The sequence below is a fragment of the Kribbella sp. NPDC049174 genome, assembly GCF_043197365.1.
Classification (GTDB): Bacteria; Actinomycetota; Actinomycetes; order Propionibacteriales; family Kribbellaceae; genus Kribbella.
The window spans coordinates 508648-535036 of the sequence record NZ_JBICSZ010000001.1 but is presented as its reverse complement, the minus strand read 5'-3'; the positions used below and the strand labels follow the sequence as shown (position 1 = coordinate 535036).

The window sequence follows — 26389 nt, the reverse complement described above, 5'->3', positions numbered from 1 at the left end:
TGCCACTATATGACAGATTGTGATCAAATCTGGCGGACGGTAGAGATCACACTGAGTGATCAAATGGACGGGTGTACAACCGTTCACCGCCGCTGGGTCCGGACCGTCCGCAGAAAGAGGGCCTAGGTGGCGAGCCCGAGGAGGGTTTGCTGGTGAGCCAGTTCCTGGACCGCATGGCCCACGCCGGGGTTGGCGCGGATCGCTGTTTCGAGGATTTGGCGGGCTTTTTCGGGGCGTCCTCTCGCGACCTGCAGCCGGGCCCGGCCGATGGCGTTCGCTGCCTCCCCTGATGCATCCGGGCGCCGGTTCAGGACGTCGGCGGCGCGGTGCAGCAGCGCCTCCGCGCGGTCCGGATCTCCGGTCAGGATCAGCAGCTGAGCCTCGGTGTTGTCGACGTGCGCGATGCCGAGTTCGTCCCCAATCCGGGTGACGATCTCCCGCGCCTCGGTGAGCACCTTGGTCAGCTCGGGCAAATGCGAAACACCGAGATCGGAGTCGGCGAGCAACGACTCGGCGAACAGAACCTGGCGGATCGCGTGCAGCCGGGTCCCCGGAGTACTGAGCGCACAAGCCGCCCGGCGAGCCGCCTGGCCTTCCGCGATGCGGCCGAGCATGAGCAGTGCTCCGCCCAGCTGGTCCAGTGCCCTCGACCGTGACGACTCGGCCTCGGGGTGCGTGTCGACGAGCGACACCATCTCCTCGGCCACCTGCAACGCCCGGCCGAAGTCACCTTGCGCGGACGCCGCCCACGCGACCTGGTTGAGCGCGGCGATGTGCAGCGAAACAACCCCGCACCGTTCGGCCGACTCGAGGCCTCGCTCGGCCTGCAGTGCCAGCTCGTCCGGCGGTGCGCCGCCCTGCGCCAGGGCGCCGAACAGGCAGCGGTCGAGGTCTGCCTCGAGCTCGGCCTCGCCGACTCCCGCCGCGGCCTCCCCGGCCAACCGCAGTACAGCCTGCCGGACCTCACGATCATCGCGAACGGCGAGGAATCCGTTGAAACGCAGGGCGAGCATCCCGGCCAGGCGCGGCCAGTTCCGGACCGCGAGGTCCACGGCCGCACGCACCACCGGCGCCTCGACCTCCAGCCAGGACGCTCCGGCACTCGCCGCGGTATCGGCCACCGGTAGCTCACGACCGGCGCCGCGATCGAGCTCGATCATCGTGGTCGCGTGGTCGATCTGGTCGTCGGCGATCGTCAGCAGCCGAAGCACGGTCTCGAGGTAACGCCGCTCCAGCTCGGTGTTGTCCGTCGTACCGGACAGCTCGACGGCGAGGGAGCGGACCAGGCCGTGCAGGCCGTAGCGAGGTGGCTGCAAGCGTCGGGGCTGGACGAGGCCCAGTGAGACGAGGCCATCGAAGACGTTCTGCGCGCTGTCCTCGTCCAAGTCGAGCAGCGGCGCCGCGACCCAGGAGCCGAACTCGTCGGCACCAACAAGTGCGAGGCGGGCAAAGAGCTGTTGGGCCGGTGGGGTCGCCACGCTGAGGCTCAGATCGAGACTGGCCCGCACGGCTCGATCGCCGGCGACCAGGTAGTCCAGCCGTTGCGACTCGTCCGCCAGCGTCCGTACGACGTCCCCGACGTCCTCACGGATCAACGCCAACCGCGCACCGACGATCCGCAACGCCAGCGGCAGTCCCGCGCAGTGTGGGACCACGTCGGCGACCCGGGACGCGCCGAGACCGGACAGAGCGCCCAGCAACTCGGCACTCGTCTCGTCCGGCAGCGGCAGGAGCTCCCGGTGCGTCGCGTCCTCGAGACCGAGCATCGGCTGTCGCGAGGTGACGATCACCCCGCACCCGCCGCCCGCCGGCAGCAACGGCCGGAGCTGTCCGGCATCGATCGCGTCGTCGAACACGAGCAGTACGGTCTTGTCCGCCAGCCGGCTCCGCAGCATCGCCGACCGAGCCTCCATGCTCTCCGGAAGCTCCGAACCGTCGACGCCCAGCGACCGCAGCAGCTGCCCGAGGATCGTCCGGGCGGCGATGCCCTGCCCGTTGACGTCCTGCAACCTGGCGAACATCTGCCCGTCCGGATACCGCTCAGCCAACCGATGTGCCAACCGCACCGCGGCAGCCGACTTACCTGTCCCGGCCGCGCCATACAGACAGACAACAGCCGGTACGCCGGACGGCCGCCCCGGACTGAGCAACACCTCGGCCAGTTCCCGCAGTACGTCGTCCCGCCCGACCAGGATGCTCACATCGGCCGGAAGCTCCCGCGGCACCGACGACCCGGCAGCCAGGTCCAGCGACGAGTCCTGCCGAAGGATCGCGACCTGTAGGTCCCGCACTTCCGCACCCGGCTCGACGCCCAGCTCGTCATCGAGATGCCGGACGAGTTCGGCATACGCGGCAAGGGCGTCCGCCTGTCGGCCGGATCGGTAGAGCGCCAGCATCGACGCAGCCGCGAACGTCTCCCGGGCCGGCTGGGCCGCGGTCAGCCGGGCCAGTTCAGGCAGCAGCTCCTGATGACGGCCGAGGGCGAGCTCTGTGGTCAGCCGCAGCTCCTCGGCTGCCCACCGCGACTCCTCGAGCCCGGCACACAACCGTCGCCGTACGTCTTCAGTGGTGACGTCAGCGAGCGCCGGTCCACGCCACAACGCCAGCGCGTCGACCAGCAGCTTGGACCGCTGCTCGAGATCGCCCGTCCGCCGGGCCTGCTCGACCAGACCGCTGAACTGCTCGATGTCGGTCCGGCCGGGCGGCGCCTGTACGGCGTATCCCTCGGAGCCACTGGTGAGTCGGACGTCGACATCCAGCACGGATCGCAGCCGGGAGATGTAAACCTGCAGAGCCCGCTTGGGGTTGTCCGGCATGGCCTCTGGCCACAGCAGGTCGATCAGCCGCTCCGGGGGCACGGCCTTCCCCGGGTCCAGTAGCAGTACGGCGAGCAGCAGCCGCTCCTGCCGTCTCTTCAGAGCTACCTGCGTGCCACCCGACCAGAGCTGGACTGGGCCGAGCAGCCGGAACTCCACGGCGTCAGCATAGTGGTAAGCGCGCGGTAACAGAGGGGGTTCACGATCCGGGCATCAATCGAGTGATGCAAGGGGACCGATGAAGAAGGCAGCGGCCGCGACCTGGGAATGGTGACCGCTCCACGGCCGGGCGGCAGACAGGCCTGCCGCCCCGGCCGCGGTGGTCAGCTCTCGCGGACGTGGACGGTGACGAACGGCGGCTTGACCACGTCGAAGGACTCCTGGCGGCCGCGGATGTCGACGGTGACCTGGTCGCCTTCCTTGATCGTCGCGTCCAGCAGGGCCAGCGCGATGCCCTTCTTCAGCGTCGGCGAGAAGGTGCCGGAGGTGACCTCGCCGAGGGCGGTGCCGGACGAGTCGAGCACCGTCATGTGCGGACGCGGGATGCCGCGGCCGACGGCACGCAGGCCGCGCAGGATCCGGGCCGGGCCGCGCTCCTTCTCCGCCCGCAGCGCCTCGTCACCCCAGAAGTGCTCCTTCTTCCAGCCCACCGCCCAGCCGGACCGTGCCTGTACCGGCGTGATGTCCGGGGAGATGTCCTGACCGTGCAGCGGGTAACCCATCTCGGTCCGCAGCGTGTCCCGGGCCCCCAGTCCGGCCGGGACGATCCCGTACGGCGCTCCGGCCTCGAGCAACGCGTCGAACACCGCGACAGCGGCCTCGTTCGGTACGACGAGCTCGTACCCGCGCTCACCCGTGTAACCGGTCCGGCAGACGACGACCGCCGTACCGGAGAACTCCGCGGTCGCGAACGACATGTAGTCGTGCCCGGTCGGCAGCCCGATCGCGTTCAGTACGTCGTCGCTGTTGGTGCCCTGGACCGCGAGGATCGCGTAGTCGTCGTGGGTGTTGGTCACCACCACGCCGTCCGGCGCGTCCGCCTGCAGCAGCCGGACCACCTCCGCGGTGTTGGCCGCGTTCGGGATCAGGAACACGTCGTCGTCGGCGTGCAGGTAGGCGATCAGGTCGTCGACCACTCCCCCGCGCTCGTTGCAGCACAGCGTGTACTGCGCCTGGCCGGGGGTGATCTTGCCCAGGTCGTTGGACAGGCAGGAGTTCACGTACTCGGCCGCACCCGGACCCTTGACGGTCGCCTTGCCGAGGTGGCTGACGTCGAAGACGCCGACCGACGTACGGACGGCAGTGTGCTCGGCGACGACGCCGGAGTACTCCAGTGGCATCTCCCACCCACCGAACTCGGCGAACTTCGCGCCGAGGGCGACATGGCGCTCGTGGAGCGGGGACTTCTTCAGATCAGGCGACGATGACATAGACGGGGTCATGGAGCGGAACTTACCCGACGCGTAGCATGCGGAGGCAGCATTCACGTACCGTCACGACCGGCCGTCTGCCCGCCGGTCAAGGAGGACTGAGATTTCCGTGAGCACCATCACCCTGAGCAAGTCCGATGCGGCCGGTGTCCGGACCGACGCCGTGGTCATCGGCGTGGTCAAGGTCGGCGGCGGTGTCGCCCTGCCGGCCGGCACCGAGTCGCTGAACGCCGCGTACGGCGGGAAGCTGGTGGAGGTGCTGTCGGGTCTCGGCGCCACCGGCAAGGCCGGCGAGGTCACCAAGGTGCCCGGCCCGAAGCCGGGCAAGTCGGCCAACCTGATCGCGGTCGGTCTCGGCGAGGCGCCCGACGGTGCGCTGAAGACCGAGGACCTGCGGACCGCGGCCGGCACCGGTGTCCGCGCCGCCAAGACCACGCAGTCGGTCGCCTTCGCGCTGCCGACCCCGGACGCCGACTGCATCCGCGCGATCGCCGAGGGCGCGCTGCTCGGCCGCTACTCGTTCACGGCGTACAAGTCCGCCGAAGGTTCCACCGAGGTGCCCGGCGCCCTGACGGTGCTGACCGACCTGTCCCGGAGCAAGGAGGCCAGGACCGCGGTGGAGCGGGCCGAGGTGACCGCCGACGCGGTCCACCAGGTGCGCGACTGGGTGAACACCCCGCCGTCGGACCTGAACCCGGCCGACTTCGCCGCGCAGGCGCTCAAGCTCGGCAAGGAGTACGGCGTCAAGGTCGAGGTGATGGACGAGAAGGCCCTGGCCAAGGGCGGGTACGGCGGCATCCTCGGCGTCGGCCAGGGGTCGAACAACCCGCCGCGGCTGATCCGGATCAGCTACACGCCGAAGAAGCCGGTCACCCATCTGGCCTTCGTCGGCAAGGGCATCACCTTCGACTCCGGCGGCCTGTCGCTGAAGACGGCCAGCGGGATGATCAGCATGAAGGCCGACATGGCCGGTGCCGCCGCGGTGATCGGCGCGACCGTCGCGATCGCGCGGCTCGGCCTGCCGGTCCAGGTGACCACGTACGCCGCGATGGCCGAGAACATGCCGTCCGGGTCGGCGGCCAGGCCGTCCGACGTGCTGACCATGTACGGCGGCAAGACCGTCGAGGTGCTGAACACCGACGCCGAGGGCCGGCTCGTCCTCGGTGACGCCCTGGTCCGCGCGTCCGAGGACCAGCCGGACCTGATCGTCGACGTGGCCACCCTGACCGGCGCCTGTGTCGTTGCCCTGGGCACCAAGGTGGCCGGCGCGTTCGCGAACACCCACACCGCCCGGGACCGGGTGGTGGACGCCGCGATCGCCGCCGGTGAGTCGATGTGGCCGCTGCCGATCCCGGCCGAGATGCTGGACAAGCTGCGCTCGCACTCGAAGGTCGCCGACCTGGCCAACATCACCGGCGAGCCGTGGGGCGGCGCGCTGGCCGCGGCCGCGTTCCTCGGTGACTTCGTTGCTGAGGGCATCGACTGGGTCCACCTCGACGTGGCCGGCCCGGCCTTCAACGAGGGCGGCGCCACCGGCTACACCCCGGCCGGCGGTACCGGGTACGCCGTACGCACCCTGGTGGAACTGGCCGCGTCAGCGAGCTGAGTAGCGAATCTCCAGCATCGTGCAGCCGCCGGTCGTGACGTACGGACCGTGCGGCATCCCCGGCGGCCGGCAGGCGTAGTCGCCGGGGCCGAACGTCCGCTCGAGGGTGAGATCGGTCAGCTCACCCTCGAGCAGATAGACCTCCTCGACGTACTCGTGCCTGATGACTTCGTGCCCTGACGTGGTGCCGGGCGCCCAGCGGGCGATTCTCGTGAGCGTGCCGTCGGCTGGGTCCTGGCTCAGCAAGCGCTCGGAGATGCCGCCGTCCGCATCCGTCCAGGCGACGTCGCCGGTGGCGAAGAATTCGTGCTCGTCCTTCATACGCGTCAGTCCCAGGCCGGAGCGAGTTCTTCGACCGTGTAGTGGATGCGGCTGGTGAGGCCGCGCGGGTCGGTGAGCTCGACCCGCCAGGCGTCGGCGAACTGGTCGACGCCGGCGATCATCGGGATCGTCCCACTGAGCAGCACCGTACCCGGGACCACGCGGTCGCCGAGCTCCTTCAGCCAGTACGACGGCGGCAGCAACTGCGCGAGGGTGCCGTCCTGGATGAGCTGCTCGGTGTCGCCGTGCCGGACCCAGGCCTTCAAGGTGAACTGATCCAGCTCATCCTCGATCTGCGCGAGCGGCCAAGCCACGTCGCCGAGCACGTCCGGTGCCGACTGCTTGCTCCAGGCAACACCGTGCACCTCGAGCGCTCGGTCGGTGTGATCACACGCGACCGTCAGCAGAACGTCCTTCTCACCGACGACCAGCGCCCACTCCGCCTCGCCGGACGTCTTGGCGTGGGCGACCTGGACCACCTCCGGCCGTCCGACCAGTGACGCCGAGAGTGGGTACAGCGTCGGGATGCGGCGCGGCGCCGGTACGCCGAGCTCGGCGAGCTCGTCCACATGGTGCTGGACCTGCTCGGTGTCGCGGCCGGCGTACCCCGCGTTCAGGGCGTAGCGGACAGTGATCTCCCGGTCACTGCCGTCGGGCAGGGTGAAGCTCAGGGTCTGGGACATCTGGGCGATTCCTCCGGATTTTCTGATCTCAGCGCTTGCGTGAACACGTCGTATACAACGAGTATGGAGCATCCATCCAAGGAGGTCCACTCGATGTCCAGCTCTCCCACAGCCGCTCCCGAAGCTGTCTCAGAGCGCCGCAGCCTGCACAAGGCGTTCGCCGCGAGCCTGTCCGGCACGTCGCTGGAGTGGTACGACTTCGCCGTCTACAGCTCCGCCGCCGCACTCGTCTTCGGTGACCTGTTCTTCCCGGGCAGTGACCCGCTCACCGGGACGTTGCAGGCCTTCGCGACGTACGCGGTCGGGTACGTCGCCCGTCCGCTCGGCGGCATCTTCTTCGGCCGGCTCGGCGATGTGATCGGCCGCAAACGGGTCCTGGTCGCTACGCTGCTGCTGATCGGCGTGGCCACGTTCTTCATCGGCCTGCTGCCGACGCATGCACAGGCCGGAGCGATCGCACCGACGTTGCTGGTCGTGCTGCGCTTCGCTCAGGGCGTCGGGGTGGGTGGCGAGTGGGGTGGAGCCGTTCTGCTGAGCAGTGAGTTCAGCAAGGCGGGTGAGCGAGGCTTCTGGGCTTCAGCGGCTCAGGTCGGGCCGCCACTCGGCACGCTGATGGCGAACGGCGTACTGGCCGTCCTCGCCGGCGCACTGTCCGAGGAGACGTTCCTGAGCTGGGGTTGGCGGGTCGCCTTCCTGCTGTCCGCCGTACTGGTTGCCTTTGGTCTGCTGATCAGGACGAAGCTGGAGGAGACTCCGGTGTTCCGCGAGTTGGAGGCTCGTGGCGATCGGCCGACCGCTCCGGTGTCGGAGGTACTGCGGACGGAGACCCGGCCGTTGATCGCGGCCATGCTGGCGCGGGTCGGACCGGATGTGCTGTACGCGATGTTCGCGGTGTTCGTGCTGACGTACGCGACCAAGGAGCTGGGGATGAGTCGCGGTGCGGCCGTGACCGCCGTACTGATCGGCTCTGCGTTCCAGGTCGTGCTGATCCCCTGGTCCGGTTGGCTTTCGGACCGGTATGGCCGTCGTACTGTCTATGGGATCGGTGCGGTCGGCGGAGCGGTGTGGTCGGTGGTGTTCTTCGCGATCGCGTCGTCGTTCGCGACTGTGCTGGCCGGTGTGGTGATCGGGCTGCTGTTCCACTCGTTGATGTACGGACCGCAGGCTGCCTTTGTGTCGGAGCAGTTCACCGCGCGGCTGCGGTACACGGGCAGTTCGCTGGCCTACACGTTCGCGGGCGTGATCGGTGGTGCGCTGGCGCCGCTGGCGTTCACGTACTTCCTGGCGAAGGCCGGGACCGGGTATGTCATCGCGGCGTACATCGTGGTGGCGTGTACGGTCACTCTGGTGGGGTTGCGGCTGGGGCGCGCCGTTGACGACGACACTCTGGTGGTCAGCCCTGCATGAGCAGCGAGCCGGTGCTGTCGAGGTGGCTGAGGATCGCTTTCTCGGCCGCCTCCGGCTTGCCCGCCGCCAGGCCGTCGACGATGGCCTGGTGCTCCTCGAGCACCTCCTGCCGGCGGGTGGCGCTGCGCTGCAGGGCGACGACACCGAGCAGCACGTGCTTGGCCCGCAGGTTGTCGTACAACCGTCCGAGCACCGAGTTGCCGGCCGCATCGACCAGGAGCGCATGGAACTGGCTGTCCAGCTCGATGAACTCCTTCGCGTCGCCGTTGTCGACAATCGACCGCTGCTGCTCGAGGACGGCGGACATCGCCGCGACCGGGGCGTCACCGGCCGCCAGTGACGTGGTCGCCGCCCAGGTCTCGATCACCCCGCGAGCCTGCATCATCTCCGCGATCTCGCGGCCCGGCACCGGTGCGACGAACGCACCCCGGTGCGGCACCAGCTGGACCAGGTCCTCGGCTGCGAGCATCAGGAGTGCCTCGCGGACGGGGGTCCGGGAGATGCCGACCTCGGTCGCCACCGCCTGCTCGTTGATGAATGTCCCCGAGACCGCGGGGTCGCTCAGGACCGTCCCCCGCAGGTATTGATAGGCGCGATCCCGGCCGGAGTCCCCACTCAATCGCATACTCTATGTATACAGTCTTGGAGGGCTAGATGACACTTCTGCGAGTCGCCGCCGCTCAGGTCTCGGCCGGGCCCGACCCGGTCGCCAACCTGGCCGGTGCGGTCGAAGCGGTACGACGAGCGGCCGCCGACGGAGCCTCGTTGGTTGTACTGCCGGAGGCCGTCATGGCCTGCTTCGGCACCGACCCCGCCTCGGTCGCGGAACCACTCGACGGCCCGTTCGCGACCGGCCTGCGCAAGGTCGCCGCGGACCTCGGGGTCGTGGTCGTGGCCGGTCTGTTCGAGCCGGCCGAGGACGGTCGGGTGCACAACACCTTGCTCGTCACCGGTCCGGGCGTGGAGACGTCGTACCGGAAGATCCATCTGTACGACGCCTTCGGGTCGCGCGAGTCGGACACAGTTGCCCCTGGCAAGGAGCTGGTGACCTTCGGGTACCGCGAGCTGACCATCGGGCTGGCGACGTGTTACGACCTGCGCTTCGCGGATCAGTTCACGGCACTCGGCCGGCTGGGTGCGGAGTTGGTCGTCGTACCGGCGTCGTGGGGTGCGGGTCCGGGCAAGGAAGAGCAGTGGGATCTGCTGACCCGGGCGCGGGCTGCGGACGCGCAGGCCTGGGTGCTGGCGTGCGACCAGGCTTACGTGCCGCCGGTCGGCACGGATCCGCTGGGCATCGGGCGGAGCAGCCTGACCACTCCCCTGGGCCAGACGGCCGCGCGATTGGGCGCTGCCGCTGAGATCTTGCACGCGACCGTCGACACGGAGGTGGTCGCGGCCGTCCGCGCTCGGGTGCCGATCCTCTAGACCCTTTGTAGCGAGGCGTTTCGGGCGTCTTGAGGCCGGGCCATCTTCAGGCGAGGCCGTTCTTCTTCATCCGGGCGTTGTACTCGCGCATGCGGGGTGGGTAGCCGACCACCGCGGCGTCGTACGACGGAATTCCCAGCCCGTTGGCGAACTTGTGCGCCCACTCGACCGACGGGACCCGGCGCCGGGTCCACTCGCCGTCGATGGCGACCAGCAGCAGGGTGTATTCGGTCACCGCCGTCCGTGGCTCGACGAAGCCCTCGACGCCTTGGCGGGTTTGGGCGAACTCCCGCAGGTGTGCCTGGTCGGGGTTGTCCGACCGGCGCATCGTGCCCGGCTTCTGCCGGCGACCGAACCACTTCATGGGGCAAGTGTCCCCTATCCGGGCAACTCTCCACAGAAATCCTGCATAACGGTTCCCGCCATCCCGGGGGTGGCGGCCGGCGGCATCGGTGAAAAGATGACGCCGGGCCGGGACCGCGATCCGGGGCCGCCCGCCGACCAGACCCACGGAGGAACCTGTGACTGAGAGTGGTACGACGTACGACTTGGTGATTCTTGGTGGTGGCAGTGGTGGTTATGCCGCTGCGCTGCGGGCCGCGACGCTGGGGTTGTCGGTGGCGGTGGTGGAAAAGGACAAGGTCGGCGGGACGTGTCTGCACCGCGGCTGCATTCCGACCAAGGCGCTGCTGCACGCCGCCGAGGTCGCCGATTCGGCGCGCGAGGGTGAGCAGTTCGGGGTCCGGACCACGCTCGAGGGGGTCGACATGGGCGGGGTGAACAAGTACAAGGACGGCGTCGTCGACCGCCTCTTCAAAGGCCTGCAGGGCCAGCTCAAGGCCCGCGGCATCACCGTCATCGAGGGCGAAGGCCGCCTCACCTCCCCCACCACCATCGCCGTCGCCGGCACGACCTACACCGGCCGCAACATCGTGCTCGCGTCCGGATCCTATTCCCGGTCGCTGCCGGGGCTGGAGCTGGACGGGCACCGGGTCATCGCCAGCGAACACGCGCTCACGATGGACCGGGTGCCGGAGTCCGCGGTGGTGTTGGGGGGTGGGGTGATCGGGGTGGAGTTCGCCTCCGCGTGGACCTCGTTCGGCACCAAGGTCACCATCGTCGAGGCGCTGCCCCGGCTGGTCCCGGCCGAGGACGCCGACTGCAGCAAGACCCTGGAGCGGGCGTTCCGGAAACGCAAGATCGCCTTCAAGACCGCCACCACCTTCGAATCCGTGTCGACCACCGAGTCCGGGGTGAAGGTGACGGTGGCCGGGGGTGAGGTGATCGAGGCCGAGGTGCTCCTGGTCGCGGTCGGCCGCGGCCCCAACACCACCGGCCTCGGCTACGAAGAGGTCGGCGTCGCGTTGGATCGTGGCTTCGTCACCGTCGACCCGGCCACCCTGCTGACCAGCGTGCCCGGCGTCTACGCGGTCGGCGACATCGTCCCCGGGCTGCAGCTGGCCCACCGCGGCTTCCAGCAGGGCATCTTCGTCGCCGAACACATCGCCGGGCTGAACCCGACCCCGATCGACGAGGCCGGCATCCCGCGGGTGACCTACTCCGAGCCCGAGGTCGCCTCGGTCGGCCTGACCGAGGAGCAGGCCCGGGCGCAGTACGGCGAGGTCGACATCCTCAACTACAACCTCGGCGGCAACGGCAAGAGCCAGATCCTCAAAACCGCCGGGTTCGTCAAACTCGTCCGTGCCAAGGACGGCGCCGTGGTCGGCCTGCACATGGTCGGCTCCCGCGTCGGCGAACTCATCGGCGAAGCCCAGCTCATCTACAACTGGGAGGCCTACCCCGCCGACGTCGCACCGCTCGTGCACGCCCACCCCACCCAGACCGAAGCCCTCGGCGAAGCCCATCTGGCGCTCGCCGGGAAGCCGCTGCACTTCCATGACTAGGGTCCGGGGCGGCGCGCCGAGTGCCATCCCGCTGGACGCTGAGACAACCGGGCGGGTTGCTGGGCCGCCCGAGTAGGTTTGAGTCCGCCGGACGAGCTCCTGACCCGGATCCTGCTCGTTCCGGCGGCACCGTAGGCTGACCTCGACCGATCGACGAAGGAGCAACGACCGTCATGCCGACCTCTGTATCCCTGCCGGCCCTCGGGGAGAGCGTCACCGAAGGAACCGTCACCCGCTGGCTCAAGCAGGTCGGCGACACGGTTGCCGTCGACGAGCCCCTGCTGGAGGTCTCGACCGACAAGGTCGACACCGAGATCCCCTCGCCGGTGGCCGGCACCCTGCTCGAGATCAAGGCCGCCGAGGACGAGACCGTCGAGGTCGGCGCCGAACTAGCCGTGATCGGCGACGCCGGCGAAAGCTCCGGCTCCTCCGCCCCGGCCCAGGAGGCCCCGGCTCAGGAGGCTCCCGCCGCCGAGGCCGCCCCCGCCCAGGAAGCCCCGGCCCAGGAAGCCCCGGCCGCCCAGGCAGCGCCCGCTCAGGAGGCCCCCGCCGCCGAGGCCGCCCCCGCTCAGCAGGCACCCGCCGCCCAGGCCGCACCTGCCCAGCAGGCCCCCGCCGCCGAGGCTCCGGCCGAGGCCGCGCCCGCCCCCTCCGCCTCGCAGAACGACTCCTCAACTCCGGCCGCCGCGGCCTCAGCCCCCGCAGCCTCCCCGGCCGCATCGGGCACCTCGGTCACCCTCCCGGCCCTCGGCGAGAGCGTCACGGAGGGCACCGTCACCCGCTGGCTCAAGCAGGTAGGCGACGACGTAGCGGTGGACGAGCCCCTGCTCGAGGTCTCGACCGACAAGGTCGACACCGAAATCCCGTCACCGATCGCCGGCAAGCTCCTCGAGATCAAGGTCGCCGAGGACGAGACCGTCGAGGTAGGCGCCGAGCTAGCCATCGTCGGCTCCGGCGACGCCGCCCCAGCATCCGCACCGGCCCCCGCCGCCGCCCCAGCCGAATCGGCCCCCGCCCCCCAGGCCGAGGCTCCGGCCCAGGCCCCGGCCGCCCAGGCCCCAGCCGCCCAGGCCCCGGCTCCGCAGGCCGCCCCCGCGCAGGCTCCCGCCGCCCCGGCCCCGCAGACCGCCCCGGCGCAGGCCCCGGCCGCCCAGCCGGCAGCCGCCGCACCCGCCCAGGCACCTTCCGCCTCTTCTCCGGCCGCAGCGACCTCAGCCCCCGCGACCTCCCCGGCCGCATCGGCACCCGCCTCCGCCCCGGCCGCGTCACCCAACGGCTCCACCTCAGAAGGCCCGAACTACGTCACCCCCCTGGTGCGCAAGCTCGCCGCCGAAAATGAGGTCGACCTCAACGCCGTACAGGGCACCGGCGTCGGCGGCCGGATCCGCAAGCAGGACGTCATCGCCGCCGCCGAGGCCAAGAAGGCCGCCGCCGCTGCCCAGGCCGCCGCACCGGCTGCTGCCGCCCCGGTCGCCGCCCCCTCCGCCGCTCCGGTCAGCCCGCTCCGCGGCACGACCGAGAAGATGAGCCGGATCCGCAAGGCGATCGCGTCTCACATGGTCAACTCGCTGAAGGTCTCGGCCCAGCTGACCACCGTGGTCGAGGTCGACGTCACCGAGATCGCCAAGCTGCGGAACGCGAAGAAGGCCGAGTTCGAGGCCCGCGAGGGCGTCAAGCTGTCCTTCCTGCCGTTCTTCGCCCTGGCCGCGGTCGACGCGCTGAAGCAGTACCCGAAGCTCAACGCCTCGATCGACGACGAGAAGGGCGAGATCACGTACCACGCCGCCGAGCACCTCGGCATCGCCGTGGACGTGGAGAAGGGCCTGATGGTCCCGGTCGTGCACAACGCCGGCGACCTGAACATCGCCGGCCTGGCGAAGAAGATCGCCGACCTGGCCGAGCGCACCCGCACCAACAAGGTCCTGCCGGACGAGATGGCCGGCGGTACCTTCACCATCACCAACACCGGCAGCCGCGGCGCACTGTTCGACACCCCGATCCTGAACCAGCCCCAGGTCGGCATGCTCGGCACCGGCGCCGTCGTCAAGCGCCCGGTAGTCATCACCCACCCGGAACTCGGCGAAACAATCGCCATCCGCCAGATGGTCTACCTGGCCCTCACCTACGACCACCGCCTAGTAGACGGCGCCGACGCCGCCCGCTACCTAACCGCCGTCAAGCACCGCCTCGAAGAGGCCCAGTTCGACGTCTGATCCAACCCGGCGCCGGGCCCGTCCGAATTTGGACGGGCCCGGCGCCGTTTCATCTCCCGCGCCGTTCCCGACCTGGCCCGACGCCGAACGTTCGCGCCGGGTATAGCACCGTTTCGTTTCGGGCCCGGGTACTGCGCCGGCAGGACGATCTTCAAGGAGCAAGCAGGATGAAGTACGTGCTGGCCGGCGCCTCCGGCTTCCTCGGTACGGCGCTCGCCCGCGACCTGACCGCCGACGGCCACGAGGTCGTCCGCTTGGTACGTCGTACGCCCACGAAACCCAACGAAGTCCGCTGGGACCCTGCCAGCGGTGACCTGGATCCGGCGGCTCTCGGCGACCCCGACGTACTGGTCAACCTGGCCGGCGCGAACATCGGCCGCCCGTGGACCCCGACGTACCGGGCAGTGCTCCGCGAAAGCCGGGTCAGCACGACGAGCACGCTGGCGAACGCCGCCGCACAACTCGAGCGACGGCCGGTGGTGATCACCCAGAGCGGCATCGGCGGCTACGGCCTGGACTGCGGCGACCGCATTCTCACCGAGGACTCGGAACTCGGCGACGGCTTCCTCGCCGACGTGGTCCGCGTCTGGGAAGGGGCCCTCGAGCCGGCCCGCGCAGCCGGCTGCCGCGTCGCCGCCATCCGCACCGGCATCGTCCTCGACCGCAAGGCCCCGGCGTTCCAGTTGCTGATTCTCCCGTTCCGCCTCGGCCTCGGTGGCCGCCTGGGCCCAGGCACGCAGTACTTCCCGATCCTCTCCCTCACCGACTGGCTTCGCGGTGTTCGCTTCGTCGCCGAACACGACGCCCTCAGCGGGCCGATCAACCTCGTCATCCCCCACCCGGCCACCAACCAGGAATTCACCGAAGCCGTGGCCACAGCCCTCCACCGCCCCGCGCTGATCCCAGTCCCAGGCTTCGTCATGAAGGCAGCCCTCGGCGAGTTCGCCTGGGAACTCCTGGGCAGCAACCGCTCCCTCCCCACCCGCCTCCAATCCGAAGGCTTCACCTTCCACCACCCCACCCCCCAATCAGCCCTCTCCGCCGCCCTAACCTCCTAACCGACCGCCTGCCAGCTAATCGGTCCTACAACGAGCCCGCGGACACGGTGTCAGAAGCCAACCGGCGCATCTCGGGCTCCCACGCCTGCGCGAGTCCGCTGAGCTGCCCTGCAGACAAATCCGCCTAGGTTCGCTTCGTGCCCGCCAATCGAGCGACGCCCCTACGTTCAACCGTCTAGCACGATCGCGGCGAGGTCTCGTGCGGCCAGAGCGGGGTGTTCATCATTCTGCGTGGCGCCCATGACGAGCGTTCCCTCGATCAGCAGGTGCAGTTGCTCCGCAGCGCGCTCGGGCCGGGCATGACCGAGGGCCTCGAGCTCCTTGACCAGCAGGGCACGGATTCGCCGCCGGTACGCATCGGTCTCAGCGTGCGCCGGATGGTTCTGATCCGCGAAGGAAAGGTCGATCGCAAGGTACCGGCAGCCCCGGAAGCCCGCGTCCGACACCAGCTCGTCCAGCCGGTCGAACAGCGCCAGGAGCCGGCCTCGGGGCGAATCACCGTGGCTCAGAGCGCTCTCGTACCAGGCCAGGTCCTCATCGGCGGTACGACGTAGGACAGCGGCCACCAGGCCGTCCTTGCCGCCGAAGTGCTCGTAGAGCGACCTACGGGCGACGTTCGCCTCCTCCAGCAGGGCGCTCACGCCGACCGAGCCGCCCTGCGAGTAGAGGAGATTCTCGGCAGCGACGAGCAGTCGCTCCCGAGGCCCCGCGGTCTCGGCCTTCGCATTCATGCTCGCTTCTCCCTTGCCAGTAGATCGATCGGTCTATATGTTACTCGATAGACCAATCAGTCTACTTTTGGAGGGATCTCACAATGACTACACCGGATGCTTCTTCGACCACTGAGACCGCCGAAACGATCCGCCTGTTCAACGACGCCTTCCGGCGCCGTGACACCGAGGCGATGGCCGCGCTGGTCCACGACGAGTGCCTGATGGTGTCCGCGCAACCCGCGCCGGACGGCACCGCGTACGTCGGAAAGCAAGCGTGCGTGGACTTCTGGGCGGAGCTGATGACCGACGAGGCCAGCACCTTCGAGGTCGATCACGTCTTCGCCGCCGGCGACTGGGCGACGGTCCGGTGGCGCTACCGCTTCGGGCCTTCGGACGCAGAATCTGTGCTCGGCGTGAACGTGACCCGCGTGAGCAGCGGACGCGTCATCGAGCAACTCGGCTACACCAAGGTGCCAGGCGGGCTTCCGCTCCCCGAGTGAAGGCACGATCTGCACGCACCGAAACGATTACGTGAGAACAGGAGCTCAGCCATGGTCATAGTCGCAGGCCACATCAAGGTCGAACCTGAGCAGCGCGATTCCTACGTCGCGGGCTGCAAGAGGGTCGTCGAAAAGGGCCGCCGGGCAGCCGGCTGCCTCGACTTCGCCATCACTGCCGATGAACTCGACCCCGGCCGCGTCAACATCTTCGAGCGCTGGGAATCCCAAGCTGCGGTGAAATCCTTCCGCCGCAGCGCCCCCGCACCCAACAAGCGCGCCGCCATGCTCTTGGCGTCGGTAGCCGAGTACGACATCGCCGACGTACGGTCCTTGGTCGAGAAGACGTGACGACGGCTCTCCGTCGACTTCTGCCAGCTGCGCTGCGCGTCGACACCGATCTTCGCCGAGCAATCGTCATGCCCTGTGCGGATCGGTGTCACGCGCGTTGCTGATCTCCTCCTCATTCGCCTGGCCGTTCGAACGCGGCGCCGCGTTCGAATCGGTCGCCGGCGCGGACCAGGGCGACGAGGTGGGTGGGGTTAGGCGGAGGTGATGGCGGTGATTCGCCATGGGGACGTGGTTGGGCGGTGGGTGGGTGGGGTGGTGGTGAGGGTGATTCGGCGGGTGGTGGGGGTGCCGGGTGGGAGGGTGGTTGCGGTGCCGGTGGGGGCTATGGCTTGGCCTGCTGTTAGGTGGTCGATGGTGCGTAGGACGACGGTCGACGGGGTTTGGCTTTCGATGGTGGTTTTGTCGATGCGGATCTGCAGGCCGCGGACTCGGATCTGGTGTCTGCGGTAGGTCGCCAGTAGGGCGCGATCGGCTGCCCATGGGGCGGTGCCGGGCACGTAGATCGTGTCGAGCAGCGCGGGGTCGAGCGTCCAGAACGCTTGTGCGCGTTGGGTGTCGAGCGCCTGGAGCGTTCGGGTCCACTCCCCTGTGTCCTCGCGTGACGGTGAGCGTGTGGCCGTCGTGGGGCTCGGGGACGGGGCTGGCGACGGTGATTGCTCGGTGCGGTCGGTGGCTGCTGCTGTGCCGGTGGGGTTGTCCAGGGCGTTGAACGTGAGTAGGCCGAGGATGAGGGCGACTGCCGCTCCGAGTCCGACTGCGGCCAGTACGCCGTACGCCGGGTGGTGGAGGCCCGAGCGGCGGCCGACTGCGGTGCTTGCTGCAGAACCTGAAGTTCCCAGAGCGGTTCCTGATGTCCTCGGCAGCGAAGTCGATCCAGGTTTCTTGCTTGGCGCCATTCGCGATGCGAGTCCGTGAACAGGTTGCATGAGGCGGGTCCAGCGTGCGCTTCTTCGCCGCCATGTACGACGGCGGCGCAGGGCTGTGCGGGACGACCTGCGCGGCGGACGTGCGAATCCGGATGCGCTCTCGGTGGACGAGGTGTTCGCGAGGGGTGGTGCGGCGGGGGTTCGAGAGGGAGGGCTGCCGGTGGGATCTGTGGTGTGGGCGGGTGGGAGTGGGGTGAGGCGGGTTAGGGGGTTGATGGGGGTGGGGGTTGGGCGGGTTCGGCGGGTGAGGTGGGGGAGGCGTGGTTTGCGGCGGGTGGGGTTGGTGGATCGCGGGGGTGGTTTGGGTGGGGGCGGTTGGGGTGGTTTGGGTTGAGGAGTGTGTGGGGTGGGCGGCTTCTTAGGGGGTGGGGTCAGAGGGACGCGGGAGCGGTGGAGGGGGTCGTCTGTGGTTGGGGGCTTTGGGGTTGGGCGGGGGCGGGGTGAGGTCGTGCTTGTGGTGGGGTCGTCGGAGGTGGCGGTGGGGTCGTCGGGGGTGTCGGTGGGTGGGGGGTCTTGGGTGAAGGCGAGGTTGATGGGGATGGGGGGTGTGAGGGTCAGGAGGTCGTGAGGGTGGGTGGTGGTGAAGAGGTCGGGGGTGAAGACGGTGGGGTCGCCGCCTGCCTGGTGGGCGACGGCGACTAGGACGGTCAGGTCCTCGGTGGGGGTGCTGGTTTGGGTGGTGTGGAGTACGGCGTCGGTGAGGACGGGGCGGCCGTCGGCGTCAAACATGATGTTGGCGGGGGTTACTCGGCCGTGGGTTAGGCCGGTGCGGTGGAGGTAGTCGAGGGCTTCGGCGAGTGGGCTCAGGAGTGTGACGAGTTCGCCGTCTGTCAGGGGTCCGCGGCGGGTGAGTAACGCGGTGAGGGTGCCGGCTACGACGTACTGGCTGAACAGGAGCCACTCGGTGCCGGTCTCGCGGAACTCTCGGAGGCGCGCGATGTGTGGGTGATCGATGCGCTGCAGGACGGTGAGGTGTTCACGGAGGTCCTCCGGGTGTGAGATCGCGGTGGTCGGGACGCGTTTGAGCACGGCGTTGCGGCCGGAAGCGCGGTCGCGAACGAGCCAGACGGTGCCGGCCGATCCGGACCCGAGCTTCCGGCGCAGGCTGTAGCCGGCGATGTCTTCGAGTGCCATGCCCTAGAGAGTGCACGAATCGCCGCCGTCGGCCCGGAAGTTATCCACAGTGATGATTGGGTGCCCCGCGCGGATGACCCAGTTATCCACTGACGATGCTGTCTGTGGCTTGATCCGTCTTCGTGTGCGGGGTGCACGCACCGGCCGGACGGAGCGTGACCTGATAGGAGCTTGGCCGCGCCTGATCACTGTGCTGTCCGCCCGACCGGCGGTGCGTGCTGGCCCGATCGGTCGAAACGCGAAGGACGGCAGGTCTCCACGATGACAGATTCTCAGGTGACAAGGGGGTTCGGTGGCGTGGGACACCCATGACCAGACCCATACGGTGGCCGCGATCGATCCGGCTGGGCGGTTGCTTGGTCACGCGACATTTCCCGCTGATCGCGCCGGATACCGGCTGCTGCTGGGCTGGCTGCGCCGCCATGGTGACGTGGTCAGGCTCGGAGTAGAGGGCACCGGCAGCTACGGCGCGGGCCTGGCACGGTTCCTGACCGCTGCCGGGGTGGAGCTGGTCGAGATCGACCGGCCCGACCGCCAGACCCGCCGGCGGCTCGGCAAGTCTGACCCGATCGATGCCGAGGCGGCTGCGCGTGCCACGCTGGCCGCGACCGCGACCGGCACCCCGAAGACCCGCACCGGACCGGTCGAGGCCATCCGGGTCTTGCGCGTCGCCCGCCGCGGCGCGATCAAGGCCCGCACCGCCGCGCTGAACACGCTCGTTCAAACCGTTGTCAGCGCACCCGAAGCACTCCACCACCAACTCACCGGGCTGCGCGGAGCCCGACTGGTCCAGGCCGCCGCGGCACTGCGCCCCAGCGGCGACCTGACCGACCCGGCCCAGGCCACCAAACTCGCCCTGCGCCGGCTCGCCCAGCGCTGCGGCACCTCGACGCCGAGATCGCCGCCGCCGACCACGACCTCCACACTGATCAAGGCCGCCGCGCCCAGCCTGCTCGCCCAATACGGCGTCGGCGTCGACGTCGCCGGACAACTGCTGGTCACCGCCGGCGACAACCCCGACCGGCTGCGCACCGAAGCTGCCTTCGCGGCGCTCTGCGGCGCCTCACCCGTCCCGGTCTCTTCCGGGCGCACCGACCGCCACCGCCTCAACCGCGGCGGCGATCGTCACGCCAACTCAGCTTTGTTCACCGTCACGATGGTGCGAATGTGCCACCACCAACCCACCCGCGACTAGGTAACCCGCCGGCGCGCCCAAGGCCTCACCCCAACTCCTTGACGATCTATAGGAGCGTAGTGAAGATCCGACTGGACCTCGGTCAGTCGATGCCTTCGACGATGCGGAAGTCGCGCTCGACGCCGTCGGAGAGGGCGACCAGCGCCTCCTGGTAGGCCGCACTCTCGTGCGCCGCGACGGCCTGCTCGAAGCTGTCGAACTCGACCACGACGGTGCGCTCGGCGATTCCGGCGTCATGCGCCACGACCCGACCGCCACGGACGAGGGTCCGCCCGCCCGCGGGACGGACGGCCAGACCGGCCAGCTTGTTGTAAGCAGCCAGCTTCTCAGGGTCTGAAATGGTGCGGTAAACGCTGACCCAGTAGCCCTTGGGCATGGAACCTCCGGTGTTGGGATAAGTGCATCTGACTTACAGGTTGGTCTCGGACGAGCGTCGGCGGGCGAGAGCGAGGCTTGTCAGCGTCGTGATCGCCATGGCGCCGATGCCGACCAGCGCCGCGGTGGTGTAGGCGCTGTCGTCGGGGAAGAGGTGGCCGGGACCGGTGCCCGCGGCGAGGATCAGGCCGCCGATGGCGCTGCCCAGGGAGTACCCGACGCTGCGGACGACGTAGTTGAAGCTCATGGCGCTCGACGTCTCGCTCTTGGGGGTGACGGCCAGGATGACGCCGGGCATCGCGGCCGAGAAGCCGCCGACGCCGAAGCCGAGCACGCCCATCGCCGCGAACAGTTCAGCCAGGTCCGACCGGGCCGCCGCGAACAGGGCGAACCCGCCGCCGACCACGACGGCGCTGCCGGCCAGGAGCAGGGGGTCGGCGATCCGCGTCCGGACCCGCGGCGTGAGCTTGCCGGCGACGAACCCCAGCACCGAGAACGGGATGAGGACCAGCCCGGCGACGAAGGTCGTCAGCCCGAAGCCGTAGCCGGCGCCGTGCGGCGTCTGCGCGTACCGGGTGATGAGCGTGAGCAGGAGGTACATGCCGATCCCGCCGACGAACATGGCGAGGTTCGCCCCGGCGACCGCCGGGTGCCGCACCGCCCGCACATCGACCAGGGGCGTCGTGCTGCGCAGCTCGATGACGGCCCAGACGCAGAGCAGCACCACCGCGACGACGGCGAGGCCCGCGGCCACGGCGAGGTGCCGGCTCCACAGATTCCGTTCGCCGGCGAGGAACAGCACCAGGAGCAGCGCAGCGGCCAGGACGACCGCGCCTGCCACATCCAAGTGGGCGGAGCGGCCTTCGGGAGCTGCGGGCATGGAGCGCCACGCGGTCACGAAGGCGACGGCGGTGACGAGCAGACCGAAGCCGTAGGCGGCGCGCACCCCGCCGAGCTCGGCGAGCAGCCCGGCGAGGGGGTAACCGACGCCGACCCCGATGATCGAGACCACCGAGATCAGGGCGATGGTGGCCGCGCTGCGCGCCTCGGGGAGATGGTCGCGGGCCACGCCCATCATCAGCGCCGTCAGCCCGAGCCCGACACCCTGGGCCGCCCTGCCGGCCAGCAGCCATGCGAACGGCAGCGGCAGGACGGTGAGCGCGCTGCCGGCGACGACGACCGCCAGCGTGACGAGAATCGTGGCCCGCCGATGCGGGCCGGCTCCGAGCCGGCCCAGGACCGGCGTGGCGACGGCGCCGCTCAGCAACGCGATGGTCAGCGTCCACTGCGCGCTGCCGAGCGAGACGTGGAACGTGGTCGCCACGCTGGTGATGAGCGGCGCCCCGAGGCTGGCGACCGCTGCCACTACCAGCGCGATGAACATCAGGGCGGGGACCAGCAGCCGCGCATCGGAACGCGCCACCGGGAACGCCTTCACCGGGACCCCGCCGACCGGCTGCCCGGTCACTGCTTCGGCCCTTCGCGGTCCTGGCTTTCGAGCTCTGCCAGATGCTTCAGCGCCGGAAGGGCCGCCACCAGCGCCTCGACCTCGTCGCCGGTGAGCTCGCCGATCAACCGCTCGAACGCGTCGACGCCCGCCTGGCGCCGCGTCCGGACATAGGAGGCGCCGGCCTCGGTCAGGCACACCAGCGTGACCCGCTTGTCGGACGCGTCGCCCCACCGCTCGACCAGGCCGGACTCCTCCATCACCCGGACCAGGGCGGTCATCGCGGGCTGGGTGACGCCCTCGACCGCGGCCAGATCGGTGATGCGCCGCGGGCCGGTCCGGTCCAGGGTGGCCAAGGTGGCGGCGGACGTCAGGCTCATGTCCCGGGGCAGGCGTCTCACGGCCCTGGTGGCCAGACCGTAGAGGGCTGCCCCGATGGCGGCGGACGCGCCAGGAGCGGCGTCTTGACGACTCATGCTCGAAGCATAGCATCCTTATATTCATAGTTTATGGAAATGGTCGACTGGCGCGGGCGGCCTCGATCCGCACCCCCGACGGCGGCCGGCCATCGCGCTCGGTGCGCGGCCGGAACCTGCCGCGCCCGTCGACCAGGAAGTGCCCGCCGGCGCGCCCAAGGCCTCACCACGAAAGAGATCACGCGCTGCCTCAAGCGCTACATCGCCCGCGAACTCCTACCCCACATCCACCAAGCCCTCACCTCAACTCCTTGACGATCTATAGGAGCGTCAGGCTGCCGGGTGAGGGCGCCGTACGACGGTGGACTGTGGACGGCGGCGTACGGCGGGTGGGAGGGCCGCATACACTCGAGGGCGTGAGGGAGATCAGGTATGTGGAGGCCGGGTTCGGTGCCGGCGCGGTGGACTACGAGGCCGCGTGGGCCGAGCAGCGGCGCCTGCACGCGGAAGTTGCCGAGGGCACCGGTACGGATACGGTCATCCTGCTCGAGCACCCACCGGTGTATACGGCGGGCAAGCGGACCGAGCCACACGAGCGACCGCTGGACGGGACGCCGGTGGTGGACGTCGATCGCGGCGGGAAGATCACCTGGCACGGTCCGGGGCAACTGGTGGGCTACCCGATCGTGAAGCTGGCCTCACATGTGTACGTGGTGGATTACGTACGGCGGTTGGAGGAGGCGCTGATCGCGGTCTGCGCCGACCTCGGGGTGAAGACCGGGCGGGTCAAGGGCCGTAGCGGTGTCTGGGTCGCGGCGGACGATCGCGGCCGGGAGCGGAAGATCGCGGCGATCGGGATCCGGGTCTCGCAGGGCGTGACGATGCATGGGTTCGCGCTGAACTGCGACAACGACCTGGGGTGGTTCGAACGGATCGTGCCGTGTGGGATCTCGGATGCTGATGTGACCACGCTGTCGAAGGAGCTCGGGCGGGATGTGGCGGTGACGGAGGTCCTCGGGTCCGTGCGGCGGCATCTCGATCGGATGCTCGCGTGGGAGGAGTACGAGCGGACGCCGGACATCGGGCACGAGGAAGAGCCGACGGCGATCACTTATGGGTTGACTGTCTGAGGTTGGTTCGCTGCCGCGGTGATGTGGGTGGGTGCGGGTAGCTCCCCATTCGGTGCTTTGCGGGTTGGCGTTCGGCTGACCGTCGGCGGCTGGGCAAAGCCCCGAATGTGAGCGGTTGGGGACTAGGCGGTGCCTGGGTGCGGGGTGGTTGTGATCAGGAGCCGGGTGCTTCGCACCGCGCGGCTGTGGTCGAGGGCCGTGTGCTGCCCCGCGCAGTTGTAGTTGAGGCCGGGCCTGGGGAGCTGTGGGCCTGGGTCGGAACGGCGGGCCGGGTGGTGCGGGCCGTGGGGTTGGGGTGGTGGCGCGGTGGGTGTGGGTGGCCGGTGGTGGTGGTTAGGGGGTGTGGGCTCGGGTTGATTGGTTGGATCTGGCTTGTTGGTTGGTTTTGTCGGGGTCGAGGATTGTTCGGAGTCGGGCGGCTAGGTGGGTTGTTTGGGGGGTGGCGGAGAGGTCTTGGAGTTCATGGGGGTCTGACTCGGTGTTGAAGAGTTGGGGTGGGTGGGCGGGGCCGTAGTAGCAGTATTTCCAGGGGCCGGATTTGAGCATGTAGCCGGCGTCGGGCATGCCTTGGGCGTGGTACTCGGACAGGACCGGGCGGTCGACGGGATCGAGCAGGGTGTGGCCGGGGAGGGTTGGGTCCGGGGGTAGGCCGGCGATGTCTCGGAGCGTCGGGAGTACGTCGATCAGGCTGACGTGGGCGGTGGTCCGCGCCGGAGCGAGCGATGGGTGGCGGAGCAGGAGCGGGATGCGGACGGCTGGTTCGTAGAAGCATTGCTTCTGCCAGATCCCGTGGTGGCTGGCCATCTCGCCGTGGTCGCTGGTGTAGATCACGACCGTGTCGTCGGGGATGGCGGACAGCAACCGGCCGATCTGGTGGTCGAGGTGGCTGATCAGCGCCCAGTAGCAGACCGTTGCCTCGCGAACCTGTTCCTCGGTGATCGGCTCGTCGTTGCGGAACCCGTGCCGCAGCAGCGAAATCACCGGATGCTGCGACGACACCGGCTCGTCCCAGGTCGGCGGTAGCTCCACCTCGGCCGGATCGTAGAGCGCCCGGAACTCCGGCGGCGCCACGAGCGGGAAGTGCGGATGCATGTACCCGATGTACAGCAGGTACGGCTCCGGTCCCGGATCGCGCAGGAAGTCGAGAGCGGCATCGGTCGCGTCGACGTCGTGTTGGGTGTGCACGTGATCGCCGGCGCCGTGTTCGGTCACGTGGGAGTTGGTGGGCCGTTGCCAATCCGGCGTACGACGAGGTGGCCGGCCGCTGTGGTCGAGCCAGAAGTCCAGGTCGTCGGTGAGCCGGTGGTCGAAGCCGAGTAGCCGATCCGGTCCGTTGAAGTGGGTTCGCCCGGCGATCACCGTCTGATAGTCGGTCAGGTGATGGCCCCACGACCGGAAGCCCGGGCCGGGAATGACACCGTTGTCCCAGGCCCCGATCTGGCGCACGTACTGGCCGGCCATCAACGCCAGCCGCGACGGGACGCACATCGGGCTGTTCGTGTAGGCACGGTCGAACGAGAGACTCTGCGCGGCGAGGCGGTCGAGGTTCGGTGTTCGCACCCGTGGGTGACCGGCCCATCCCGCAGCGGAACCGGTGTGTTCGTCGGACAGCACCACCACGATGTTCGGTCGCTTCACGACGTACCACCCTATGCGTCAGGAAGCGCTTGCCCTGCGGTCCGTCCAGCACCAGTCGGTGGGTTGCGAAGTGTCTGCGGGGTGTGACGGCAAAACGTCGCTACCTTGGTGGTGTGTCCAAATTTCTTGGGTTCTTGCTCGGGGTGGTCGTTGCGCTGGCCGGGCCGGCGGTGTTCGGAGTCCTGGCCGCGCCGGGCGGTATCGAGCTGAATACGAAGGAGATGGCGCTTGCCTACGGCATCGGCGCGCTGATCTTCTGGACCGTGGTGTCGTACTTCTCCGGCGCCGGTGCGCTCGGTGCGTTCGTCGCCTTCGGCACGCTGATCTACTGCTGGCTCTGGATCCCGAACCGGACCACGAACTTCCTCAACGACGTCCCCGGGGTGACCACCGGGATGATCGAGGGGTCCAAGCAGTACACGCTGAACGGCGTCGTACCGATCCTGACGGTGATCTCGCTGGTCTACGGGATCCAGCTGATCGTGCACAGTGCGCAGCGCCGGCGGCGGGAGCGCGTGGAGGCCGAGCGGCTTCAGGGTGAGCAGGAAGCCGCGCAGGCGCAGCAGGAGGCCGAGGCGGCGGCGCTGTACCCGGTTGCCGGGAGCACCTATCCGGCCGAGGGCGGCGCGTACGCCGGTGCGTACGGGAACAGCAACAGGTACGACGACCTGTTCGACGAGGACCCGGAGCCGGTCCGGCCGCGGAATCAGGCGGAGGAGCAGACTGCGCAGTTCCCGGTGTCGACGCCGGAGCCGACTGCGCAGTTCCCGGGGGTCGACGGGGCGGATGATGATGCCCGGGGCAACGATTCTGGTGACGACACCGTGTTGGTGCCGACGGATCGCGATGAGACGACGCAGGTGCCGGTCGGGAGCGATGAGACCGTGCAGGCGCACGCGGTTGCCGAGGAGCAGGAGCAGGCGACCGTAGGTGCGGATGAGCAGACGGTCGCGGCGGCTGCCGATGCGGAGGAGCAGAAGGCGGAGCAGCCGACCGAGCGCCAGCAGGAGCAGCCGGTCGCGGCTGTGGCGGCACCCGGTGGGGCGGAGGAGCAGCCGACTGCTGTAGTGCCAGTTGCGGCGGAGGAGCAGAAGCCGGCGGAGCCGCAGGCGCTGGTCGCCGAAGCGGATGAGCAGCAGGACGCCGCGGGGGCGGCGGACGAGCGGAAGCCGGAACAGCCGGGCGCTGGGGTGGACGAGGAAGAGACGGTTGTGGCGCCGGGCGGGGCCGGACAGTCGGCGGGTGGCGTACAGGCTGGGCAGTCGGCGGGTGATGTGCAGGCTGGGCAGTCGGCAACTGGCGCACCGGCGGGACAGCCGGCAGGCGGTGTGCCGGCGGGCGGTGCGCCCGCCGGACCGTCGGCGAGCGGTGTGCCGGCGGGACAGTCGGCGGGTGGTGCGCAGGGTGGGTCGCCGGTTGGGGCGGCTGACGAGGCGACAGTGGTGGCGCCAGTGCCGGAGCCGGAGCAGGTGGATGAGCCTCGGCCGGAGAAGAAGGGGGCTGACGGGGGTCAGCAGGCCGTGGCTGGGCCGGTGACGGAGGTCAAGGGGCAGGCGGCCGCAGCTAAGGAGCAGGTGGGGCAGCAGTATCGGGAGCGGATGGAGGACCCCGAGGACACTGGGGAGTTCTACATCAGTGCGTTCGAGAACCCCACGCAGGTGAGCATCCGGCCCGCTGGAGCCTGAGAGCTACGACCTCAAGAGC

23 protein-coding genes are annotated in these 26389 nt (G+C 69.5%); 11 read left to right on the top strand and 12 right to left on the bottom strand.

Features of this window, described 5'->3' with window-relative positions:
* Window positions 1-122: 122 nt before the first annotated feature.
* The gene (locus ACGFIF_RS02525) at window positions 123-2975 is read right to left on the bottom strand and encodes a BTAD domain-containing putative transcriptional regulator (RefSeq protein ID WP_393150583.1); all 2853 of its coding nucleotides are present in this window, start codon (window positions 2973-2975) and stop codon (window positions 123-125) included.
* Window positions 2976-3139: 164 nt separating this feature from the next.
* The gene (gene gcvT, locus ACGFIF_RS02520) at window positions 3140-4258 is read right to left on the bottom strand and encodes a glycine cleavage system aminomethyltransferase GcvT (RefSeq protein ID WP_393150581.1); all 1119 of its coding nucleotides are present in this window, start codon (window positions 4256-4258) and stop codon (window positions 3140-3142) included.
* 97 nt (window positions 4259-4355) lie between these two features.
* On the opposite strand from gcvT, the gene ACGFIF_RS02515 reads away from it, so the two are divergent.
* Entirely contained in the window at window positions 4356-5852 is a 1497-nt protein-coding gene (locus ACGFIF_RS02515; protein ID WP_393150579.1) for a leucyl aminopeptidase, read from the top strand.
* Here ACGFIF_RS02515 and ACGFIF_RS02510 read toward each other — a convergent pair.
* Entirely contained in the window at window positions 5841-6173 is a 333-nt protein-coding gene (locus ACGFIF_RS02510) for a cupin domain-containing protein (RefSeq protein WP_393150577.1), read from the bottom strand. The genes ACGFIF_RS02515 and ACGFIF_RS02510 overlap by 12 nt on opposite strands.
* 5 nt (window positions 6174-6178) lie before the next feature.
* Window positions 6179-6856, bottom strand: coding sequence for a DUF2848 domain-containing protein (locus tag ACGFIF_RS02505; protein ID WP_393150575.1), 678 nt, complete (start codon window positions 6854-6856; stop codon window positions 6179-6181).
* A 93-nt stretch (window positions 6857-6949) separates the two neighbouring features.
* Between ACGFIF_RS02505 and ACGFIF_RS02500 the strand changes: the two genes are divergently transcribed.
* On the top strand, window positions 6950-8263 hold the full coding sequence (locus ACGFIF_RS02500; protein WP_393150573.1) for an MFS transporter: 1314 nt from the start codon (window positions 6950-6952) through the stop codon (window positions 8261-8263).
* On the opposite strand, the gene ACGFIF_RS02495 is transcribed toward ACGFIF_RS02500, so the two are convergent.
* The gene (locus ACGFIF_RS02495; RefSeq protein ID WP_393150571.1) at window positions 8250-8888 is read right to left on the bottom strand and encodes a GntR family transcriptional regulator; all 639 of its coding nucleotides are present in this window, start codon (window positions 8886-8888) and stop codon (window positions 8250-8252) included. The genes ACGFIF_RS02500 and ACGFIF_RS02495 overlap by 14 nt on opposite strands.
* A gap of 29 nt (window positions 8889-8917) precedes the next feature.
* On the opposite strand from ACGFIF_RS02495, the gene ACGFIF_RS02490 reads away from it, so the two are divergent.
* Window positions 8918-9688: a carbon-nitrogen hydrolase family protein gene (locus tag ACGFIF_RS02490; RefSeq protein WP_393150569.1), complete on the top strand. Its 771-nt coding sequence runs from the start codon at window positions 8918-8920 to the stop codon at window positions 9686-9688.
* Window positions 9689-9734: 46 nt separating this feature from the next.
* Here the strand turns inward: ACGFIF_RS02490 and ACGFIF_RS02485 are convergent, their stop codons facing one another.
* Window positions 9735-10052: a hypothetical protein gene (locus ACGFIF_RS02485; RefSeq protein WP_132207099.1), complete on the bottom strand. Its 318-nt coding sequence runs from the start codon at window positions 10050-10052 to the stop codon at window positions 9735-9737.
* A 157-nt stretch (window positions 10053-10209) separates the two neighbouring features.
* Here ACGFIF_RS02485 and lpdA point away from each other — a divergent pair, with 157 nt between their 5' ends.
* The 3 genes from lpdA to ACGFIF_RS02470 all read left to right on the top strand — a co-directional run bounded on the left by lpdA (window position 10210) and on the right by ACGFIF_RS02470 (window position 14863).
* The gene (gene lpdA, locus ACGFIF_RS02480; protein WP_393150567.1) at window positions 10210-11592 is read left to right on the top strand and encodes a dihydrolipoyl dehydrogenase; all 1383 of its coding nucleotides are present in this window, start codon (window positions 10210-10212) and stop codon (window positions 11590-11592) included.
* A 173-nt stretch (window positions 11593-11765) separates the two neighbouring features.
* A complete protein-coding gene (gene sucB / locus ACGFIF_RS02475) occupies window positions 11766-13805 on the top strand; it encodes a 2-oxoglutarate dehydrogenase, E2 component, dihydrolipoamide succinyltransferase (RefSeq protein ID WP_393150565.1) in 2040 nt (679 codons plus the stop codon).
* Between the two features lie 167 nt (window positions 13806-13972).
* Window positions 13973-14863, top strand: a complete 891-nt coding sequence (locus tag ACGFIF_RS02470; RefSeq protein WP_393150563.1) for a TIGR01777 family oxidoreductase — start codon at window positions 13973-13975, stop codon at window positions 14861-14863.
* 167 nt (window positions 14864-15030) lie between these two features.
* On the opposite strand, the gene ACGFIF_RS02465 is transcribed toward ACGFIF_RS02470, so the two are convergent.
* Window positions 15031-15594: a TetR/AcrR family transcriptional regulator gene (locus tag ACGFIF_RS02465; protein ID WP_393150561.1), complete on the bottom strand. Its 564-nt coding sequence runs from the start codon at window positions 15592-15594 to the stop codon at window positions 15031-15033.
* Window positions 15595-15677: 83 nt separating this feature from the next.
* Here ACGFIF_RS02465 and ACGFIF_RS02460 point away from each other — a divergent pair, with 83 nt between their 5' ends.
* On the top strand, window positions 15678-16076 hold the full coding sequence (locus ACGFIF_RS02460) for a nuclear transport factor 2 family protein (protein WP_393150559.1): 399 nt from the start codon (window positions 15678-15680) through the stop codon (window positions 16074-16076).
* 51 nt (window positions 16077-16127) lie between these two features.
* Window positions 16128-16424, top strand: a complete 297-nt coding sequence (locus ACGFIF_RS02455) for a putative quinol monooxygenase (RefSeq protein WP_393150557.1) — start codon at window positions 16128-16130, stop codon at window positions 16422-16424.
* Between the two features lie 191 nt (window positions 16425-16615).
* On the opposite strand, the gene ACGFIF_RS02450 is transcribed toward ACGFIF_RS02455, so the two are convergent.
* Window positions 16616-18484 carry a protein kinase gene (locus tag ACGFIF_RS02450; RefSeq protein ID WP_393150555.1) on the bottom strand — a complete coding sequence of 623 codons (1869 nt, stop codon included), beginning with the start codon at window positions 18482-18484 and terminating at the stop codon, window positions 16616-16618.
* A 292-nt stretch (window positions 18485-18776) separates the two neighbouring features.
* Between ACGFIF_RS02450 and ACGFIF_RS02445 the strand changes: the two genes are divergently transcribed.
* Window positions 18777-19679, top strand: a complete 903-nt coding sequence (locus ACGFIF_RS02445; protein WP_393150553.1) for a transposase — start codon at window positions 18777-18779, stop codon at window positions 19677-19679.
* An 82-nt stretch (window positions 19680-19761) separates the two neighbouring features.
* Here the strand turns inward: ACGFIF_RS02445 and ACGFIF_RS02440 are convergent, their stop codons facing one another.
* From ACGFIF_RS02440 to ACGFIF_RS02430, 3 genes are read right to left on the bottom strand one after another with little or no spacing between them, the layout of a single operon-like run.
* Window positions 19762-20055, bottom strand: coding sequence for a DUF1330 domain-containing protein (locus tag ACGFIF_RS02440; RefSeq protein ID WP_360479069.1), 294 nt, complete (start codon window positions 20053-20055; stop codon window positions 19762-19764).
* 33 nt (window positions 20056-20088) lie between these two features.
* The gene (locus tag ACGFIF_RS02435; RefSeq protein ID WP_393150551.1) at window positions 20089-21522 is read right to left on the bottom strand and encodes an MFS transporter; all 1434 of its coding nucleotides are present in this window, start codon (window positions 21520-21522) and stop codon (window positions 20089-20091) included.
* The gene (locus tag ACGFIF_RS02430; protein ID WP_393150549.1) at window positions 21519-21977 is read right to left on the bottom strand and encodes a MarR family winged helix-turn-helix transcriptional regulator; all 459 of its coding nucleotides are present in this window, start codon (window positions 21975-21977) and stop codon (window positions 21519-21521) included. Before ACGFIF_RS02430 ends, ACGFIF_RS02435 begins: the two co-directional genes overlap by 4 nt.
* A gap of 356 nt (window positions 21978-22333) precedes the next feature.
* Between ACGFIF_RS02430 and lipB the strand changes: the two genes are divergently transcribed.
* Window positions 22334-23047, top strand: coding sequence for a lipoyl(octanoyl) transferase LipB (gene lipB / locus ACGFIF_RS02425; RefSeq protein WP_393150547.1), 714 nt, complete (start codon window positions 22334-22336; stop codon window positions 23045-23047).
* Between the two features lie 333 nt (window positions 23048-23380).
* Here the strand turns inward: lipB and ACGFIF_RS02420 are convergent, their stop codons facing one another.
* Window positions 23381-24685, bottom strand: a complete 1305-nt coding sequence (locus ACGFIF_RS02420; protein WP_393150545.1) for a sulfatase-like hydrolase/transferase — start codon at window positions 24683-24685, stop codon at window positions 23381-23383.
* Between the two features lie 113 nt (window positions 24686-24798).
* Between ACGFIF_RS02420 and ACGFIF_RS02415 the strand changes: the two genes are divergently transcribed.
* Window positions 24799-26370 carry a hypothetical protein gene (locus ACGFIF_RS02415; protein WP_393150543.1) on the top strand — a complete coding sequence of 524 codons (1572 nt, stop codon included), beginning with the start codon at window positions 24799-24801 and terminating at the stop codon, window positions 26368-26370.
* The last annotated feature ends 19 nt before the right edge of the window (window positions 26371-26389 follow it).